Genomic DNA, 18,011 nt, shown 5'->3' on the forward strand with positions numbered 1-18,011 from the left:
CCGCGATCGGTCAGCCCAGCGGGGCCGACCAGCGCAGCCGGGTGCCGCGGTCGTCGGCATTGCGGAGGATGGCGAATTCGCCGCCCACTTCCTCGGCGCGGCGCGCCAGATTGGTGAGCCCGCTGGGGGTGATGTCGTCCGGAATGCCGCGGCCGTCGTCGGACACGATCACGGTGAGATCGTCGGCCACATCGATGGCCACCGTCAGCGTCTGCGCGCCCGAATGCCGCATGGCATTGCTGACCGCCTCGCGCACCACCGCCTCGGCGTGGTCGGCGAGCACCGGCGCGACCACCGACAGCGGTCCCGAGATGCGCAGGGAGGTCCGCATTTCGGTGTCACCGGTGTGCTGGGCGATGACCTGCTCGATGCGCTGGCGCAGCCGGGTGCTCGACGCATTGCCGCCGTGCAGATCGAAGATCGAGGTCCGGATCTCCTGCACCACGTCCTGCAGATCGTTGACCACGTCGGCGAGTCGCTGGCGGACCTCGGGGGCGCGGGTGCGGGAAATGGTGCCCTGCAGGCTGAGTCCGGCCGCGAACAGCCGCTGGATGACGTGGTCGTGCAGGTCGCGGGCGATGCGGTCGCGGTCGGTGAGCACGTCCAGCTCGCGCATGCGGTGCTGCGCCTCGGCCAGCTGGATGGCCAGCGCCACCTGATCGGTGAAGGCCGAGGCCAATTCCAGGATCTCGTCGGAGAACGCCGGCGCGGTGATCGGCCGCACCATCACCAGCACGCCGAAGGTGGAGCTCTGGGCGCGCAGCGGAAGCACCAGGACCGGACCGGGATTGGAGATCGGCTTGCCCAGATCGATATCGGCGGAATGATCGAAACGCAACGGCCGGCCCGTGGTGAACACCCGGCCGATCGCGGTGCCCTCGGCTCGCGCGGACGGGCTGATCGGCGTGTCCCCGGGACCCGACCAGCAGGCGATGCGCAGTTCGGGCACCTCCTCCGGCGGGCAGTCCGGATCGTCGCAGATCGTCAGGAACGCGCGTTCGGATTCGGTGAGTGCGCGCACGTGATCGACCACTTGGGCCAGCGCCTCGTCCGGATTGGCGCCGGCCAGGAAGCCGGTGGCGATATCGCGGGTCGCCTCGATCCACGCCTGCCGGGCGCGCGCCGACTCGTACAGGCGCGCATTGTCGATGGCGATACCGGCAGCGGCGGCCAGCGCCTGGACGATCACCTCGTCGTCCTCGGTGAACGGCAGGCCGTTCTTCTTCTCGGTCAGATACAGGTTGCCGTAGATGTCGTCGCGCAAGCGCACGGGCACACCCAGGAAGGTGTGCATGGGCGGGTGATTGGCGGGGAATCCGACCGAGTCGGGGTGATCGGCGAGATCGTCGAGCCGAATCGGCTGCGGCTGCGTGAACAGCAGTCCGAGCACGCCGCGGCCCTCGGGCAGATCGCCGATGCGGGCGGCGGTTTCGTCGTCGATGCCCTCGTGGATGAACTGGGTCAGATGCGCGTCGACCCCGCGCACGCCCAGCGCGCCGTAGCGGGCCTCGACCAGGCTGATGGCGGTGCGCACGATGGTGCTCAGGGTCTGGTCCAGATCCAGTCCCGCGGTGACCGCGAGCATGGCCTCGACCAGTCCGTCCATGCGGTCTCGAGCGTCGATGATTTGATCTACGCGATCCTTCACCTCGGTGAGCAGTTCGCGCAACCGCAGCTGCGACAAGGTACTGCGTACAGAGTACGAATCGCCGGAAGGCACGGTCATCGAGTTTCCTGTACTTCTCTGTGTCTGGAACCCCACGAGGTCTCGTAGACCCCCAGTGTATTCGGACACGTGGTCGAATCGGGATCGGGCGCGTGACAGCCAGGCGTACGGGTGACGACGGTCATCGGCGGTAGTGCCGTTCGAATCTCGCGGACCCGGCCCGCACCGGGTCACGCTGGAGGGATCATCCCCGCATCGAATGCAGGTACCGGCCATGACCGAATTACGACCGCTGGACGCGGGGTTCGTCGAACTCGAGGACTCCGATCCGCACCTCAGCATGGGCATCGGCGCGGTGGCCGTGCTCTCCGGGACTCCGCCCACCCGCGCCGAATTCGCCGAACTGGTGGGCGCCGGGGTGCGCGGGAACACGCGGCTGCGCGAGCGCATGCGGCGCGCGCCGCTGGATCTGTCCACGCCGGTGTGGGAACCGGACCCGGCCTTCGATCTGGCCCATCACATCCGCTGGGTGGCGCTGCCCGAACCCGCCGACGACGCGGCGCTGTTCGAGTTCATCGCCACCGAGCTGGCCGCGCGGCTGGATCGCGACCATCCGCTGTGGCAGTGCGTGGTCGTGGAGCGGCTGGCCGGTGATCGGTGGGCGGTACTGATCAAGGCGCATCACAGTGTGGCGGACGGGGTTTCGGGAGTGAATCTGCTCTCGGGGCTGTGCGATCAGGGTTCGGAGGAGCCCGAACCCGCAGCGGCGCAGCCACCGCCGGACGGACCGGGATTGCGCGGCCTGATCGATCAGGCGGTGCGGCTGCCGGTCGATGTGCCGCGCGCGGTGGTGCACACCGTGCGCGGCCTGATCCCGGTGACGATGGCGATGCTGCGTCCCACGGCCGATTCCTCGCTCAACGGGTCGATCGGGCAGCAGCGGCGCTACGTGGTGGCGCGCGCCTCGCTGCCGGAGATCCGGGAGATCGGTAAGGCTTTCGGGGCCACCGTGAACGATGTGGTGCTGGCCGTGCTGGCCGGTTCCTACCGGGCGCTGCTGCTGGGGCGTGAGGAGGAGCCGACCCGCGACATGTTGCGCATCCTGGTGCCGGTGTCGACACGCTCGGCGGAGGCGATGCGGGTGCTCGACAACCGGGTCTCGGCGCTGCTGCCGTATCTGCCGGTCCACGTGGCGGATCCGGTGCAGCGGCTGGCCGCGGTGCACGATCGCATGAACCGGCACAAGGCGCGCGGGGAGGCGGGCGCGGAGGGCACGCTGCTGACGTTGACCGAGTGGATGCCGTTCGCACCCCTGGCCTGGGCCGTGCGGACGCTGGCGCGGCTGCCGCAGCACAGCGTCAGCGCGGTGGCCACCAATGTGCCCGGCCCGCGCCGCGAACTGACCATGGGCGGGCGGCGGGTGCTGGAACTGCTGCCGGTGCTGCCCATCGCCGTGCGATTGCGCAGCGGCGTCGCCATTCTCAGCTATGGCGACCGGCTGACCTTCGGCATCACCGGCGACTACGACACCATGCCGGATATCGGCGCGATCGCCGAGGGCATCGACGCCGAGATCCGGGTCTTGCTGGCCGCCGCCCGCGCCCGCTGACCGGGGCGCGGCGGCACGCCGTACGGAAAGTCAAGGGCGCGAGCGGAATCGGTGGCCGAGCCGCATCGGTGCGGGCAGGTCGTCGGGGAGCATCAGGAGCAGCAGGATCGGTACGGCGGTCAGCAGCAGCGTGACCAGCAGGGCGATGGCGGGTGCGCCCGAGAGGGCTACACCGGCCAGGAGTAGTGGGACGGCCAGGATGAACAGCGGGGCGTGACGAATCGTCATGTCCGAGTTCCCTTCCGGGGAACGAAGGCGGTCAGGGATGGGTGGGAACGCTGGCGGGGCGGGGCAGGCCCAGGGTGAGCGCGATCGAATCCGCCCAGGACGCGATGGCGGTCCAGTCGCGCAGATCGCCGTAGCGGGTGCCGCCCAGCACCCGGAACAGGGCGCGCGCCCCGAGTGAGACGCCCGCCCGCTCGTAGTGGCCCGCGAAGGCCCGGTAGTCGACGGTATCGATCGAATCGCGCAGGGCGGCAATGCGCTTGGGGGTCAGGCGGCCGACCGGGCCGTACAGGGCGGGGCCCACGCCGACGCTGAACAGCCACACCTTGCGGGCGGCCAGTTCGTCGTGGTGGGAGGCGATGTAGGTGGCCGCGTCGGGTAGCAGGGCCATATTGTGCACGGCGCTGCCGATCACCACGGCGTCGAAGCGGGACAGCTCCGGGGCGTGCTCGGCGTCGGCGACCTCGACGGTCGCGCCCCGGGCGGTGAGGTTCTCGCCCAGGTACTCGGCGATCTCCCGGGTGGAACCCTGGGCGGTCGCGTAGACGATGGAGATGCGGGGTGCGGGGTGTGATGTCATGACCACCAGCCTGCGCTGATCGGGAGCCGACTCGGAGAGGCGTCGTGCCCGACCGGCGAGGTCCATGGTCACCACATGATCAACCGGCGGCGGTCGCGTGGGGGCGCAGCGATTCGAGCGCGGCGGCCAGCAACCGGCGCGCCTCGGCGGCCACCGGGACGAGTTCGGGCTCGGCGATGAGGCGGGCCTGCAGTTCCGGGTCCGCCGCCTCGATCAGCACGTCGGTATCCTCGGCGCGCACGACGATCGGGCAGGGCAGCAGCAGCCCGGCCTGACGGTCGGCGGTCAGCGCCGCCGCGGCCAGCCGCGGGTGGCAGGCCTCGATGATGAGGTAGTCCTCGATGTGCTCGCCCGCCTTCTCGCGCAGGATCGACTGCATGTCGAGCTCGGCGAGAATGGTGAAACCCTGTTGCCGCAGCACCTCCCGGGTGGCCTCGGCGGCCGCGGCGAAGGTGGTGTCCAAGTGCACCGAGATGGCGGGGGCGGGGGCGACGGGGAGGCGGATCTCGGTGATCAGCTGACGCGGATCACTGACCTCGTCGGGGCCGATGAGATAGGCCTCGGTGGGCGGGCCGATCGGGCGGCAGCCGACCTGGCGCACCCACTCGCGCAGCGCCCGGTAGGCGGCGTCCATGGTGCCGTAGCCGCCGCGGTGGCAGGTGCGGGCCACCAGGGCCGGTTCCTGGACCACCAGCTCCGCGCCGGAACTCGGGCCCAGGGACGGGGCGGCCTCGATCGGCAGCCCGAAATCCACGGTAATGGTTTCGGCCGTGGGCAATTCGCGATGGAAGGTGATGGTGGGGGCGCCGGAGGCGACCAGCCCGGCCCGCTGGGCCACTTCGGCGATCCGTTGCATGCCGCCGATCACGCCCTCGGCCAAGCGATCCGGGCGAATCTCGAGCGGAATCCGGAGCACCGTCTGCGGCGGTGTTTCACACAAACCCACTCGGTACTGCATCATTGCCTCCTTCGGATGGTCCTGCTACCAAGCCTGCGATGCCCGCCGCGCACTACACAGAGGAGAAGGTCATGGTGGCGGGGGTACTAGCGCAGGGCCCCCGCCGGGACATCGGCGGTTGCGCCGCCCGACCGGGCGGTCGGACAGATGCCCAGCGGTCGAATGTCCGGACGGCGGTCGGTTCGGGGACCTTCGGCCCTGTCCGAACGGTGGGTTCGATGCTGCCATGGAGTCGCAGGGGATTCACCGAGAAGGGACTGTTGAGGGATGCGCTTGTCTGACGGTGTGTGCGGCGTGGTCGATCTGTCGCGCGCCGAAGCGCTACGTCTGCTGGCGAGCGCGTCGTTCGGGCGGGTGATCTTCACCCGGGAGGCGCTGCCCGCGGTGCGGCCGGTCAACCACTATGTCGACGACGGCGAAATCATCGTGGTCCGAACCAGGCTGACCTCCCGCCTCACCTCGACGGTGCGCGCGGACTCCCACGTGGTCGTCGCCTACGAGGCCGACGAGATCGACCCCGTCACTCATCTGGGCTGGTCGGTGGTGGTCACCGGCATCGCGCGCACGGTGACCGATCCCGAGCGGGTGGCCCGCTACAAGCAACTGCTGCGCCCCTGGGTCGACGGCCAGATGGACACGGTGGTCGCGATCGAGCCCACCTTGGTTACCGGTATCCGCCTGGTGGACAAGGGCATCGGGCGTTCGGAGGACCGCGCCGAGGCGAGCTGATCAGAGGTCGGGGATCGGCGCGCCGGGCGCGGCGACGCGGCGGGTGAACGTGCCGTGGAAGCCCCAGGGGATGTGGTGGTCCAGCCAGGCGGTGGCCAGCGGGCCGCGCTCCAGGTCGCGGGCGTCGAGAACCACCAGCTGGGAACGGTCTTCGGTGAGGTCGTGGTTGAGGGTGAGCAGCCAGCCGTCGTCCTCGGGGGCGTCGGGGGAGCGGGGGACGAACAGGGGTTCGCCGACCGAGCTCGCGCCCAGCTCGCAGCCGGTGACCGCACCGGTGGCGTGATCGACCTTGACTATCGAGTCGAACAGCCCGGCCGGGCCGCCCGCTCCGGCCAGATAGCTGAAGCGGTGTTCCCGGGTGCCGCGCCGCCAGTCGTACTGCGGGAATTCGCCGGAACGGTCGCTGAGCTCGCGTTCGACGACGGTGCCGCCCCCGGTGATCCGGTACTGCATCAGCCGCGAGTCGGGGAACTGCGGGGTCTGCGGGCCGTCGAGGTTGACCGTGCCGGTCATGCGGCGGAAATCGGTCCACGCGGTGTCCAGGCGCACCAGCTCGACCACGACGTCATCGCCGTCGTCGTAGGCGTTGGTGACGTGCACGTGCAGCAGCGCCTCGTGCTCGACCACCCGGGGGCGGCCGCGGTTCCTGGGTACCAGCAGGAAGCGGGTGCCCTTATCGGCCTTGAAATCCAGTGACTCGATGAACGAGGCGGCGGCCAGGGCCAGCTTGGGGATATTGGGCAGGATCGGGTCGAGCACGAACACCAGGTAGCGCTGGGTGAGGGCGAAGTCGTGGTTCCAGGGCAGGTCCAGCATGGGGATCGTGGCGAGCCGGTGCACTCGCCCCGACCGGTCGAGCCGGTAGGTTCGGGCAGGGGCGCGGCTGATCGGTGGGGCGGTCAGGAGTGCCGGTGCCCGTTCCAGATTCGCAGCGCCGCGGCGACGGTGGCCTCGACCGGACCGGCGGTGTCGAGTTGCACGGCATCCGGCCAGTCGGTGACCGTGGCGGCCAGGGCGTCGGCGATGGCCGGGGTGGCCTCGGAATCGCCGTGCGGGCGGCCGAGGATGCGGGAGGCCGCCAGCGCGGATGGGCAGGCACAGTGCAAAGGAATCAGGTCGGCGTGCGCCAGGTCGGCGATTTCCGCTGCGCGGGCGCGGGTTTCGGCGTCCGGCCAGCCCGCGTCCAGGATGACCGAGCGGCCCAGGGCCAGGTCGGCGCGGGCGCGGTCGAGCAGTTCGGCGTAGACGCGGGCGCGGGCCTCGGGGCGGTAGGCGCCCTCGCCGAAGCGGCCGCTCGCGCCGGTGACGGCTCCGCAGGCCCGCAGCTGGGCGCGGACGGCGTCGCTGGAGATCACACGGGCGCCGGTGTGCGCCGCCAATTCCCTGGCCACGGTGGACTTTCCGGATCCGGGCAGGCCGCCGACGAGCACCATGGTGACCGCGCCGCGTTCCAGGTGGCGGATGGCCAGGTCGAGGTGGCGGCGGGCGCTCGCGGCCGCGTCCGGATCGCCCTGGGCGGCGCGCAGCCGGTCGGTCTTGGCGCGCACCAGTGCGCGGTAGGCGATGTAGTGGTGGCGCAACGCATCCGGGGCGCTGTCCACGGCGGCGTGCAGGTAGGAGTCGAGGAAGAACGCGGCGAGCTCGGGGTGGCCGCGGAATTCCAGGTCCATGGCCAGGAAGGCGGCATCGTCGAGCACGTCCACGTAGCGCAGGGTGCCGTCGAAGTCGAGGCAGTCCAGGATCCGGAAGCCGTCGTCGAGGGCGAAGATGTCCTCGGCGAGCAGATCGCCGTGGCCGTCCACGATGTGGCCCAGGCGGATTCGTGATTCGAAGAGGGTGTCGCGGCCGTCGAGGAAGCGCATGGCCAGGCGGTCGGCGTGGGCGAGGCGCTCCGGTTCGATGGCGCCGGGCGGTTGCGCGGCGAGACTGTCGAGCAGGATCCGCCAGCGCTTGCGCAGCGCCTCGGTGCCGCCCTCGTGGTCGATGGCCGGGCCGCGCGCGGCCGTGCGGTGGAATTCGGCGAGAGTCGTTGCCAGCGTGGCCAGCTCGCCGTGGCTGAGCCGCCCGGCGGCGAGCAGGTCCGAGAGTCTGCGATCGGCGGGCATGCGCCGCATCACCAGGACCGGTTCGTCCGGGCCGCCGGTCGGATCCGACAGCTGGGCCAGGCCCAGGTACACGTCCGGGGCGAGTCGTCGATTGAGCTCCAGCTCACGGGCGCAGGCATGTTCGCGTGCCGCCGCGCTGCCGAAATCGAGGAAGTCGGTGACGATCGGCTTCTTCAACTTGTACGCGCGGTCGCCCAGCAGCAGCACCACGCCGGTGTGCGTCTCGTACACCTTCGCGAACGGGTTGTGCGCGAGTGTATTTCGCGCGGCCGGGGTGGTGTCGATGGTCACTGCGCCACCTGCCGCGTGCGGTCCGCGTCGGCCTGCTCGGCCGCGGGCGGACGGTCGGGGACCACGAGTACCGGGCACGGCGCGTAACGCACCAGCTCCTGGGTGATCCGGCCCAGCCGGTCGGGGTGTGCGAAGGTGCTCTCGTGCGCGACCACGACGAGCCGGGCGGCGGCGGTGAGGGTTTCGACGGCGGTGAGCGGATCGCCGACCAGGGTGATCGGCCGGATCACCACATCGGGGAACTGGCGCACGCAGTGCACCAGCTCGGCGTCGGACACGACCGCGCTCTCCGGCGTCCAGTCCGGGTGCTCCTGCCAGCTGCGCCCGTGCCAGACGCGAGCCACGGTCACCTCGCCGCCGCGGGTGCGGGCGGCCCGGGCGGCCGTCGCCAGCGCGGCGCGGGCGGGTCCGGCGGTGTCGGCCACGGCGAGCACGGCGCCGTGCTCGACGCGTGTGGGCGGCACCAGTGCGATCGGGCAGTGCGCGTCCCGGGTCACCGCGAGGGCGGTGTCGCCGAGCACCATCTGGGACAGGAAACCGGTATCGGGCCGGCCCAGCACCATGAGCTCCGCGGACTCCGACAGCTCGAGCAGCAGCTGGTCGGGGCGGCCGCGCAGCACCGCGACGTCGATCTCGAGCCGGCGCGGTTCCTCGGGCTGTTGCGGTCCCCCGGGCTGTGGCGCGGCCCCGGTGCGGGGCAGGGCCTCGGTGATCGAGCGGCGGGTGCGCGCCAGGGTCTCGGACGCGGCACGGTATTTCACGCCGCCCGGTCGGAAGGCGGGCTTGTCGAGGTCGGGCACGACCTGCACCAGGCGCAGCGGCAGATCGCGGGAGAGTGCCTCGGCGGCAGCCCATTCGGCGGCCCGTGCGGCCGCGCGCGACCCGTCGATGCCGACGACGACCGGGGCGGCAGAGGCTACCGCTCGGCGAGATCCATTGGGGTCCATGGGTTCAGCGTCCCCGGCGGGCGAGTCGCGAGGTAGGGGCGGCGCGCACTGTCCGTAGGGTCTTTGGACCCGATCATCACCGCTCAGCGGCGGCGGGCCGGATCCTCGCGCAGCTTCGAGGCCAGCACCGCGGCCTGGGTGCGGCGCTCCATGCCGAGTTTGGCCAGCAGCCGGGAGACGTAGTTCTTGACGGTCTTCTCCGCCAGGAACATGCGCTCGGCGATCTGGCGATTGGTGAGGCCCTCGCCGAGCAGTTCGAGGAGTTTGCGCTCCTGCTCGGTGAGACCGGCCAGCGGGCCGTCGGGTTCGGCGCTGCGGCGCAGGCGGTCCATCAGGGCGGCGGCGGCCCGGTTGTCCAGCAGCGAACGCCCGGCCCCGACCTCCTTGATGGCCTTGGCCAGCTCCATGCCCTTGATGTCCTTGACCACGTAGCCGCTGGCGCCGGCCAGGATGGCGTCCATCATGGCCTGCTCGTCGGTGAAGGAGGTCAGGATCAGGCAGCGCAGACCCTCCATGCGGGAGAGCAATTCGCGGCACAGTTCGATGCCGTTGCCGTCGGGCAGGCGGACGTCGAGCACCGCGACATCGGGGCGCAGTGCGGGGATGCGCGCCAGCGCCTGCGACACGTCGCCCGATTCGCCCACCACGGTGAGTTCGGGGTCGCTTTCGAGCAGGTCGACGAGGCCGCGACGGACGATCTCATGGTCGTCGACGAGAAACACCTTGATCATGGCCGGGATCCGATCTGCGAGGGGCTGTGACCTCAAACATAACCCCTCGCGCGAATGACCATTCGGGGCCGAAAGTCCCCACTGCAAGTGATCTTGGTTGTGACTTGCGGATCCGGCGGCCGTAACGGGGCCACGACCTGGGCAATTGCCGCGGCGAGCGGGCCGGTCGGGCGACGGCCGGGTCAGTGCCGCGGTCCGGCCGGGAGCACCGTCAGGATCTCCGAGAGCGGCAGTCGCGGTGTCGCGGCGGGGGTTTCACCCTCGGTCGGCGCGACCCCGACGCGCACCAGCACCTGCGGGCGGGCGGTGTTGCCGGTGAGGGTCCCGACCACCGACCGGGCCCGGGGCAGCTCGGTGATGTGGGTGAGCGGACAGGTCGCGTACCCCGCCACCGTCGCCTCCAGCAGCACCGTCGACAGCGCGACGCCGCAGCGCACCAGCTCGGCGCGGGAGTCGCCGTCGGTGGACAGCGCCAGGATGACCGAGCGGTCGGCGGGCAGTTCGGTGCGGCGCGGCGGACCGTCCACGGTCGGCAGGGCGCGCCCCACCCCGACGCGCGTCTGCTCGCCGGCGGAGGTCAGGGCCTCGGCGGGTACCCCGGTGGTGCTGAAGGAATGCCCTGTCCACCAATGTAATTCGGCCTGATACGAGGAATCGTAGCGGCGCAGCACGGCGCTGAGCCGCGCGGCGTGCGCCAGCTCGGCGCGCGCGGTGTCGGGCAGGATCGCCAGCGTCGCGTCCTCGGGCGCGACCACGGTGCGCAGCACGAGTTCGAAATCGTCCCAGCCGGGCGGCGGTGCGTAGGGCAGGCGGTCGGTGTGGCGGCGCGTGATGGCCGCGGCGCGATCCCGGTCGGCGTCGGTCACGATCTCGGCGCGCGCGAAGGTCACCGTGGCCAGCTGGTCGGGCCGAGTGGGATTGGGCAGGAAGGCGATCCGGCTGCGCCAGCCCGCCGCGGCCAGCGCGGCGTCCAGGTGGCCGAGCACGATCCCGCAGCTGATCAGCAGCTGGCGGCCGCCGGTATCGGTGGCGTGCAGCAGGCGCTCGGGGACGGAGAACAGTTGCAGCGCGGTGCCGTCGAACACCCAGCGCCAGGGCTGGCTGTTGTGCAGCGACGGCGCCCGCCCGGCCAGCAGTACCGCGCGTTCGATGGTCTCACCGGTGGGTACATCGCTCATATCTCCACGCTAGGCACCGATTTCCGCACCGACAGGGCCGAAGGTCCCCGACCTGGGCGACCGCCGCCACCGCGCGTAGGGCTGGACCGGGGGTTAGCGAGGGGACGGGGGACCCTACGTCCGCCCGGCGCGGCGATTCATGCTCGAGCTGTGGATTCGAACGTGACTGCCCCACTGCTGGACACGCGGCGTTTCGACGCCGTCATCTTCGACATGGACGGGGTGGTGACCGACAGCGCCGCGATCCATTTCGCCGCCTGGAAGGAACTGTTCGACGAGTTCCTCACACACCGCACACCGACCCCGGGAGAGAATCTCTCGCCCTTCACCCGCGCCGACTACCTGGCCGCCGTCGACGGCAAGCCGCGTTACGACGGGGTCCGGGACTTCCTTGCCACCCGAGGCATTTCGCTTCCCGAAGGAGACGCCGAAGCCGCGCCGGACTCGAATACCGTGCGCGCGCTGGGCGATCGCAAGGACCGCCGGTTCCTGGAGCTGGTGGCCCGCGACGGCGTACCGGTCTTCGACTCGACGGTCACCCTGGTGCGGCACCTGCAAGCCGAGGGGATCGGCACCGCGATATTCTCCGCCAGCCGCAACTGCGCCGAGGTGCTGCACGCGGCGGGCCTGGACGAGCTGTTCCCGGTGCGGGTGGACGGCCTGGTCGCCGAGGAACTTCAGCTGCCGGGCAAACCGGATCCGGCCATGCTGATCGCGGCCGCGCGGCGGCTGGGCGTGGAGCCCGAACGCACCGTAGCGGTGGAGGATTCGGAGGCCGGAGTGCACGCGGGCCGGATCGGGGGCTTCGGCCTGGTGATCGGCGTCGACCGCGGCGAGCACGCCGACCGGTTGCGCGCGGCGGGCGCGGACGCGGTGGTGACCGATCTGGCCGGGGTGCGGCTGCACGGCGGCTTCGACCGGATGTCGGCACTGCCCAATGTGCTCGACTCCTGGCCCGGGCTGGGCGATCTGTTCGACACCGAGAAGGTCGCGGTGCTACTGGATTTCGACGGCACGCTGTCGGAGATCGTGCCCGAGCCCGGCGCCGCCGCCCTGGTCGACGGGGCGGGCGCGGCGCTGCGGGAGCTGGCCGAGCGCTGCCCGGTCGCGATCATCAGCGGCCGCGACCTCGGCGACCTCACCCGGCGGGTGGGCGTGGAGGGCATCTGGTACGCGGGCTGCCACGGCTTCGAACTCCAGGCCCCCAATGGCGTCGTGCACCGGCATGAGGTCGCCGCGGACGCCGAGCGCGTGCTGGCCGGGGCCGTGCAGACCCTGCGCGATCGGCTGGCCGACATCCCCGGAGTCCGCCTCGAGCACAAGCGATACACCGTCGCGGTGCACTATCGGCAGGTGGCCGCCGAGCGGGTCGGGGCGGTGATCGCCGCGACCCACACGCTCGCCGCCGAGACCGGGCTGCGTGCCGCGCCGGGCCGCAAGGTGGTGGAATTGCGGCCGGACGTGGACTGGGACAAGGGCAGCGCGCTGCGCTGGATTCTGGATCACCTGACGGTGCCGGTGCTGCCGGTGTACCTCGGTGACGACCTCACCGACGAGGACGCCTTCGACGCCGTCACCGCCGACGGGCTCGGAATCATCGTGCGCAACGGCGAGTTCGGCGATCGCTACACCGCCGCCCGCTACGCGCTGTCGGGTCCGCGGCGGGTGCGCGAATTCCTCGAGGGGATGGTGACGCTGCTCGCGCACGAGGTCGACCGCCCCGCCTCCGATACCTGGACCTTCACCTTCGACGGCTACGACCCGGCCCGCGAACGACTGCGCGAGGCCCTGTGCACGGTCGGCAACGGCTACCTCGCCACCCGCGGGGCCGCACCGGAATCGGTTGCGGGACAGCGGCATTACCCCGCCACCTACGTCGCCGGGGTCTACAACCGGCTCTACGACGAGATCGGCGGCCGGGCGGTGGACAACGAGAGCCTGGTGAACCTGCCCAATTGGCTGCCGCTCACCTTCCGCATCGGCGACGGCGACTGGTTCGACCTCGACGCCGTCGAGATCCAGTCCTACCGGCAGGAATTCGACCTGCGGCGGGCGGTGCTGAGCCGCCGGATCCGCATCCGGGACCGGGACGGCCGGGTCACCGGCGTGGTCCAGCGCCGTTTCGCCTCCATGCAGTCTCCGCACTTGTGCGCGCTGGAAACCGTTATCACCCCGGTGAACTGGTCCGGCACGCTGACGGTGCGATCGACCGTCGACGCCGGGGTGCGCAACGGCGGGGTGGCGCGGTACGCGGGACTGGCGGATCGGCATCTGGAGCCGGTGCAGGTGCGGGAGCTGTCCCCGGGGTCGGCGCTGACGGTGGTGCGGACCGGGCAGTCCCGGATCGCGGTGGCGGTGGCGGCGCGCACCGAGGTGCACGTGGGTGCGGTGGACGGCTGGGCGGCAGCCGAATTCGTCGAGTCCGAGGGGGTGGCCGGGCACGATCGGGTGATCCAGGTGAGCCGCGGCGACGAGGTGACCGTCGAGAAGACCGTCGTCATCGTGACCGGCCGCGATCACGGGGTGTCGGCCCCGGACGAGGACGCGGTCCGCTGGTTGTCGGCCGCGGGCCGGTTCACCGAACTGCTGGCGGCCCACACCGTCGCCTGGGAGCACCTGTGGGATCGGCTGCGCCTGGACCTCGAGGACGGCGCGCACGCGGTGCGGGTGCTGCGCCTGCACCTGCTGCACCTGATCCAGACCCTGTCCCCGCATTCGGCCGACCTGGACGTGGGGGTGCCCGCGCGCGGACTGCACGGCGAGGCGTATCGCGGGCACGTGTTCTGGGACGAGCTGTTCGTGTTCCCGGTCCTCAATCCGCGTTTCCCGGCGCTGACGCGCGCGCTGCTGCACTATCGCTACCGCCGGTTGCCCGAGGCCAGAAGCGTGGCGGCCACCGCCGGCCTGCGGGGTGCGGCGTTCCCGTGGCAGTCGGGCAACGACGGGCGCGAGGAAAGCCAGCGCATGCACCTCAATCCGCTGTCGGGCCACTGGAATCCGGACCACAGCTGGCGGGCCCGTCACATCGGCTCGGCGGTCGCCTACAACGTCTGGCAGTACTACCAGGTCACCGGCGACATCGAATTCCTCACCGAATACGGGGCGGAAATGCTGGTGGAGATCGCGCGCTACTGGGCCAGCGCCGCCGAATACGATCCCGAGACCGACCGCTATCACCTGCGCGGGGTCATCGGCCCCGACGAATTCCATGCCGGCTATCCGCAATCCGCGCAGGGCGGCGTGGACGACAACGCCTACACCAATGTGATGGCGGCGTGGACCATCCTGCGCGCCCGCGACGCCCTGGCCGGCTGGCCCCGCGCGATCGGGCCCGGCTGCTGGAATCCCTCGGCGTCACCGCCGAGGAGCCCGACCTGTGGGAGGCGGTCAGCCGCCGCCTGAGCGTCCCGTTCCACGACGGCGTCATCAGCCAGTTCGCCGGGTACGAGCAACTGGCCGAACTGGATTGGGACCGCTACCGCGCCACCTACCCCGACATCGCGCGCCTGGACCGCATCCTGGAATCCGAGGGCGACGACATCAACCGCTACCGGGCCGCCAAACAGGCAGACGTGCTCATGCTGTTCTACCTGCTCTCGGCCGACGAACTGCGCGAGGTGTTCGACCACCTGGGCTACGAGCTGCCCGCCGAGCTCATTCCGCGCACCGTCGACTACTACCTGGCCCGCACCTCACACGGCTCCACCCTCAGCGCCCTGGTGCACGCCTGGGTGCTGGCCCGCTCCCAGCGCGCCCGCGCCATGGGCTTCTTCGACCGCGTCCTGGACTCCGACATCGCCGACATCCAGGGCGGCACCACCGAGGAGGGCATCCACCTGGGCGCCATGGCCGGCAGCATAGACCTGGTCCAACGCTGCTTCTCCGGCCTCGAGATCCGCGCCGACCGCCTCATCCTCAACCCCTGCTGGCCCCCCGAACTGGGCCCCCTCACCTTCCCCATCATCTACCGCGGCCACCGCCTGACCCTGCGCATCTCCACCACCGAGGTCGAGGTCCGCTCCGACCCCGGCACCGCCCCACCCGTCGAAATCCACTGCGGCCCAACCATCAGCGAACTCGCCCCGGGCCACCTGGTCCGGCTGCGGGTGGGCGCCAAGGCGGAGGGCGCGCAGTGAACTCGCGGTCGGCCTCGCGCCCGTGTTCAGTGCCCGGCCCGGCGGATTCCGGTGGCTGTCTTTGGACCCTGGCGGCGGTGACGATCGGCCGCAGTGCCGGGGAAGTGGGCATTTCTACCGTGAAGGGGACAATCGGTGGACCTCACGGTGGGAGACGATCATGACGGAGCTGGACTACGACGGGCCGCACACCCTCGCCTCGTCGGGAGTGGTGGTCGGGGTCGACGGTTCGCCGGGCTCGGAGCTGGCGGTGCAGTGGGCGGCCGATCTGGCCCTGCGGCGCGGGCGGGAATTGCAGCTGTTGCACGGCATGGACGTGAGCGGGGCGACCCGGCTCGGCGGTCCCTACCAGGTGATGACGCCCGCGATTCTGGACACCGTCCGGATGCGCGGCCGCAAGGTGCTGGCCGCGGCCGAGGTGCTCGCCTGCACCGGGCGCCCCGAACTGCGGGTGAGTGCGCACATGTACGCCGACACCGGCGCGAAGCTGCTGGTCGATCACGCGGCGCGGGCCTACGCGGTGGTGCTGGGCGCGACCGGGACCGTGGGCACGCTGGGGCATCTGGGCTCCACGCTGCTGACGGTGACCGCGCACGCGCGGGGCAATGTCGTGGTGGTGCGCCCGGATCCCGATGCGGACAATATCGTTCGCGACTCGGGTCCGGTGGTGGTCGGCATCGACGGCGGCCCGGTCAGCGAGCCCGCCATCGCCGCGGCGTTCACCGAGGCGGCCGAGCGCGGCGCGGAACTGGTCGCGGTGCACGTCTGGAGCGATTGGAGCTCCGGCCTTTTCGCCGACGCGGCCCCCGACACCCTCGACGAACTCGAGACCGTCGAGGAGGCGCTGCTGGCCGAGCGGCTGGCCGGTTGGCAGGAGAAGTACCCGGAGGTACGCGTGACCCGGCGCATCTATGTCAACGAGCCCGCCTCCCGGCTGCGGGAATGGTCGGCGATGGCGCAATTGGTGGTGGTCGGCAATCGTGGCCGCGGCGGCTTCCTGGGCCTGCTGCTCGGTTCCACCGCGCATGCACTGGTGCAGCACGCGTACTGCCCGGTCATGGTCGTACACGCCGATCAGTAGGGACGATCCGAGACGGAGAGCGATTCGATGACGCAGACACTGCCGGGCGCGCGCACCGGAACCGGTGACGCCCTCGATGATCTGGACGCCTGGTGGCGCGCCGCGAATTATCTTGCGGCGGGCCAGATCTACCTGATGGACAATCCGCTGCTGACCGAGCCGCTGCGGCCCGAGCACATCAAGCCGCGGCTGATCGGGCACTGGGGGAGCGTGCCGGGGGTGACCCTGACCTACGCCCACCTCAATCGCGCGATCACCCGCACCGGGCAGCGGATGCTGTTCGTCCTGGGTCCCGGCCACGGCGCCGCGGCGTTGAACGCCGCCACCTGGCTGGAGGGCACCTACTCGCGGTATCACCCCCGGGTCGGCCGGGATCTGCCCGGCATGCGAGAGCTGTTCCGGCAGTTCTCCTTCCCGGGCGGGGTGCCCAGTCATGCCGGACCGCATCTGCCCGGTTCCATCCACGAGGGCGGCGAGCTCGGTTATTCGCTGGCCCACGCCACCGGGGCCGCCCTGGCCAATCCGGATCTGGTGGTGGCGTGCATGATCGGCGACGGCGAGGCCGAAACCGGCGCGCTTGCCACCAGTTGGCACGCGCCGCACTTCCTGGACCGGGTCACCGACGGCACCGTGCTGCCGATCCTGCACCTCAACGGCTACAAGATCGCCAACCCGACGTTGCTGGCGCGGATGGAGCGCGGTGACCTGGACCGGCTGCTCACCGCGCACGGCTGGGAGCCGATGTACGTCGAGGGCGACGATCCGCGCAAGGTGCACGCCCGCTACGCGACCGTGCTGGACGAGGCGTTCGCGCGCATCAAGGAGATTCGCGAGCAGGGCGAGTTCGGGCTGGACCCGCGGGTGCCGTGCCGGCCGATGATCGTGCTGCGCACCCCCAAGGGCTGGACCGGGCCGGAATACGTCGACGGTCTCCCGATCGAGGGCACGTTCCGGGCGCATCAGGTGCCGCTGACCGCGGTCCGGGAGAATCCGGAACATCTTGCGCAGCTGGAGGATTGGCTGCGTTCCTACCGGCCCGGCGAACTGTTCCAGCCCGACGGGCGGCCGGTGGAGCGCATCGCCCGGCTGCACCCCCAGCACCTGCGCATGAGCGCGGACCCCGCCGCGCACGGCCGCGACAGCGTGGATCTGCGGCTGCCCCGCCCGGGTGACTACGCCGTCGGATTCGCCACGCCGGGAACCGAATCGGCCGAGGCGACCCGGGTGCTGGGCCGCTACCTGCGCGACGCGCTGGTCGAGAATCCGCACAATCTGCTGTTCTTCTCCCCGGACGAGCATACTTCCAACCGCCTCGACGCCGTCCTGGAGGCGACCGGCCGCCGGTGGCGACTGCCGCGCATTCCCGGCGACGACCGTCTGAGTCCCGACGGCCGGGTGCTCGAGGTGCTCTCCGAACACCTGTGCCAGGGCTGGCTGGAGGGCTACCTGCTGACCGGGCGGCACGGGGTGTTCTCCACCTACGAGGCCTTCGCCCACATCGTCGACTCCATGGTCGTGCAGCACGCGAAATGGCTGCACATGGCGGCCGAATTCCCCTGGCGGAAAACCATTCCCAGCCTCAACTACCTGATCACCTCGCACGTGTGGCGGCAGGACAACAACGGGGCCTCGCATCAGGATCCGGGTTTCATCGACCACGTGCTCAGCAAGCGGCCCGAGGTGAGCCGGGTGTATCTGCCCCCGGACGCCAACTGCCTGCTGCACGTCTTCGACCACTGCCTGCGCAGCCGCGGCCGGGTCAATGTGGTGGTCGC

General features: G+C 71.0%; 13 protein-coding genes and 1 pseudogene. 5 read left to right on the forward strand and 9 right to left on the reverse strand.

The window, feature by feature from the left end; genetic code table 11:
- Positions 1-10: 10 nt before the first annotated feature.
- Positions 11-1,726 carry a sensor histidine kinase gene (locus NS2_RS24975; RefSeq protein ID WP_096490594.1) on the reverse strand — a complete coding sequence of 572 codons (1,716 nt, stop codon included), beginning with the start codon at positions 1,724-1,726 and terminating at the stop codon, positions 11-13.
- 214 nt (positions 1,727-1,940) lie between these two features.
- Here NS2_RS24975 and NS2_RS24980 point away from each other — a divergent pair, with 214 nt between their 5' ends.
- Positions 1,941-3,275, forward strand: a complete 1,335-nt coding sequence (locus NS2_RS24980) for a wax ester/triacylglycerol synthase family O-acyltransferase (RefSeq protein WP_033088449.1) — start codon at positions 1,941-1,943, stop codon at positions 3,273-3,275.
- Positions 3,276-3,305: 30 nt separating this feature from the next.
- Here the strand turns inward: NS2_RS24980 and NS2_RS24985 are convergent, their stop codons facing one another.
- From NS2_RS24985 to NS2_RS37820, 3 genes are all read right to left on the reverse strand, one after another.
- Complete coding sequence (locus tag NS2_RS24985) at positions 3,306-3,503, reverse strand: hypothetical protein (protein ID WP_033088434.1); 198 nt, start codon at positions 3,501-3,503, stop codon at positions 3,306-3,308.
- 31 nt (positions 3,504-3,534) lie between these two features.
- The gene (locus tag NS2_RS24990) at positions 3,535-4,080 is read right to left on the reverse strand and encodes a flavodoxin domain-containing protein (RefSeq protein WP_033088448.1); all 546 of its coding nucleotides are present in this window, start codon (positions 4,078-4,080) and stop codon (positions 3,535-3,537) included.
- A 79-nt stretch (positions 4,081-4,159) separates the two neighbouring features.
- Positions 4,160-5,038 (reverse strand): DUF302 domain-containing protein, encoded by an 879-nt coding sequence (locus NS2_RS37820; protein ID WP_261772311.1) that lies wholly within the window; start codon positions 5,036-5,038, stop codon positions 4,160-4,162.
- A gap of 267 nt (positions 5,039-5,305) precedes the next feature.
- Here NS2_RS37820 and NS2_RS25000 point away from each other — a divergent pair, with 267 nt between their 5' ends.
- Positions 5,306-5,767: a pyridoxamine 5'-phosphate oxidase family protein gene (locus tag NS2_RS25000; RefSeq protein WP_033088433.1), complete on the forward strand. Its 462-nt coding sequence runs from the start codon at positions 5,306-5,308 to the stop codon at positions 5,765-5,767.
- Here the strand turns inward: NS2_RS25000 and NS2_RS25005 are convergent, their stop codons facing one another.
- From NS2_RS25005 to NS2_RS25025, 5 genes are all read right to left on the reverse strand, one after another.
- Positions 5,768-6,760, reverse strand: a complete 993-nt coding sequence (locus tag NS2_RS25005) for a carotenoid oxygenase family protein (protein WP_306455741.1) — start codon at positions 6,758-6,760, stop codon at positions 5,768-5,770.
- Positions 6,667-8,163: a bifunctional aminoglycoside phosphotransferase/ATP-binding protein gene (locus NS2_RS25010; protein WP_231992905.1), complete on the reverse strand. Its 1,497-nt coding sequence runs from the start codon at positions 8,161-8,163 to the stop codon at positions 6,667-6,669. Before NS2_RS25010 ends, NS2_RS25005 begins: the two co-directional genes overlap by 94 nt.
- On the reverse strand, positions 8,160-9,110 hold the full coding sequence (locus tag NS2_RS25015) for a universal stress protein (protein WP_033088432.1): 951 nt from the start codon (positions 9,108-9,110) through the stop codon (positions 8,160-8,162). The genes NS2_RS25010 and NS2_RS25015 overlap by 4 nt, the downstream gene beginning before the upstream one ends.
- Positions 9,111-9,193: 83 nt before the next feature.
- Positions 9,194-9,841 (reverse strand): response regulator transcription factor, encoded by a 648-nt coding sequence (locus tag NS2_RS25020; protein WP_033088431.1) that lies wholly within the window; start codon positions 9,839-9,841, stop codon positions 9,194-9,196.
- 182 nt (positions 9,842-10,023) lie between these two features.
- On the reverse strand, positions 10,024-11,019 hold the full coding sequence (locus tag NS2_RS25025; protein ID WP_033088430.1) for an Acg family FMN-binding oxidoreductase: 996 nt from the start codon (positions 11,017-11,019) through the stop codon (positions 10,024-10,026).
- Between the two features lie 213 nt (positions 11,020-11,232).
- On the opposite strand from NS2_RS25025, the pseudogene otsB reads away from it, so the two are divergent.
- From otsB to NS2_RS25040, 3 genes and pseudogenes are all read left to right on the forward strand, one after another.
- Positions 11,233-15,155, forward strand: a pseudogene (gene otsB / locus NS2_RS25030) (trehalose-phosphatase).
- Between the two features lie 160 nt (positions 15,156-15,315).
- Complete coding sequence (locus NS2_RS25035) at positions 15,316-16,236, forward strand: universal stress protein (protein WP_033088429.1); 921 nt, start codon at positions 15,316-15,318, stop codon at positions 16,234-16,236.
- Between the two features lie 27 nt (positions 16,237-16,263).
- Positions 16,264-18,011: phosphoketolase family protein (locus NS2_RS25040; RefSeq protein WP_147207298.1), on the forward strand; the 1,748-nt coding region annotated here is incomplete at its 3' end.

Source organism: Nocardia seriolae NBRC 15557 (assembly GCF_007990715.1).
GTDB lineage: Bacteria > Actinomycetota > Actinomycetes > Mycobacteriales > Mycobacteriaceae > Nocardia > Nocardia seriolae.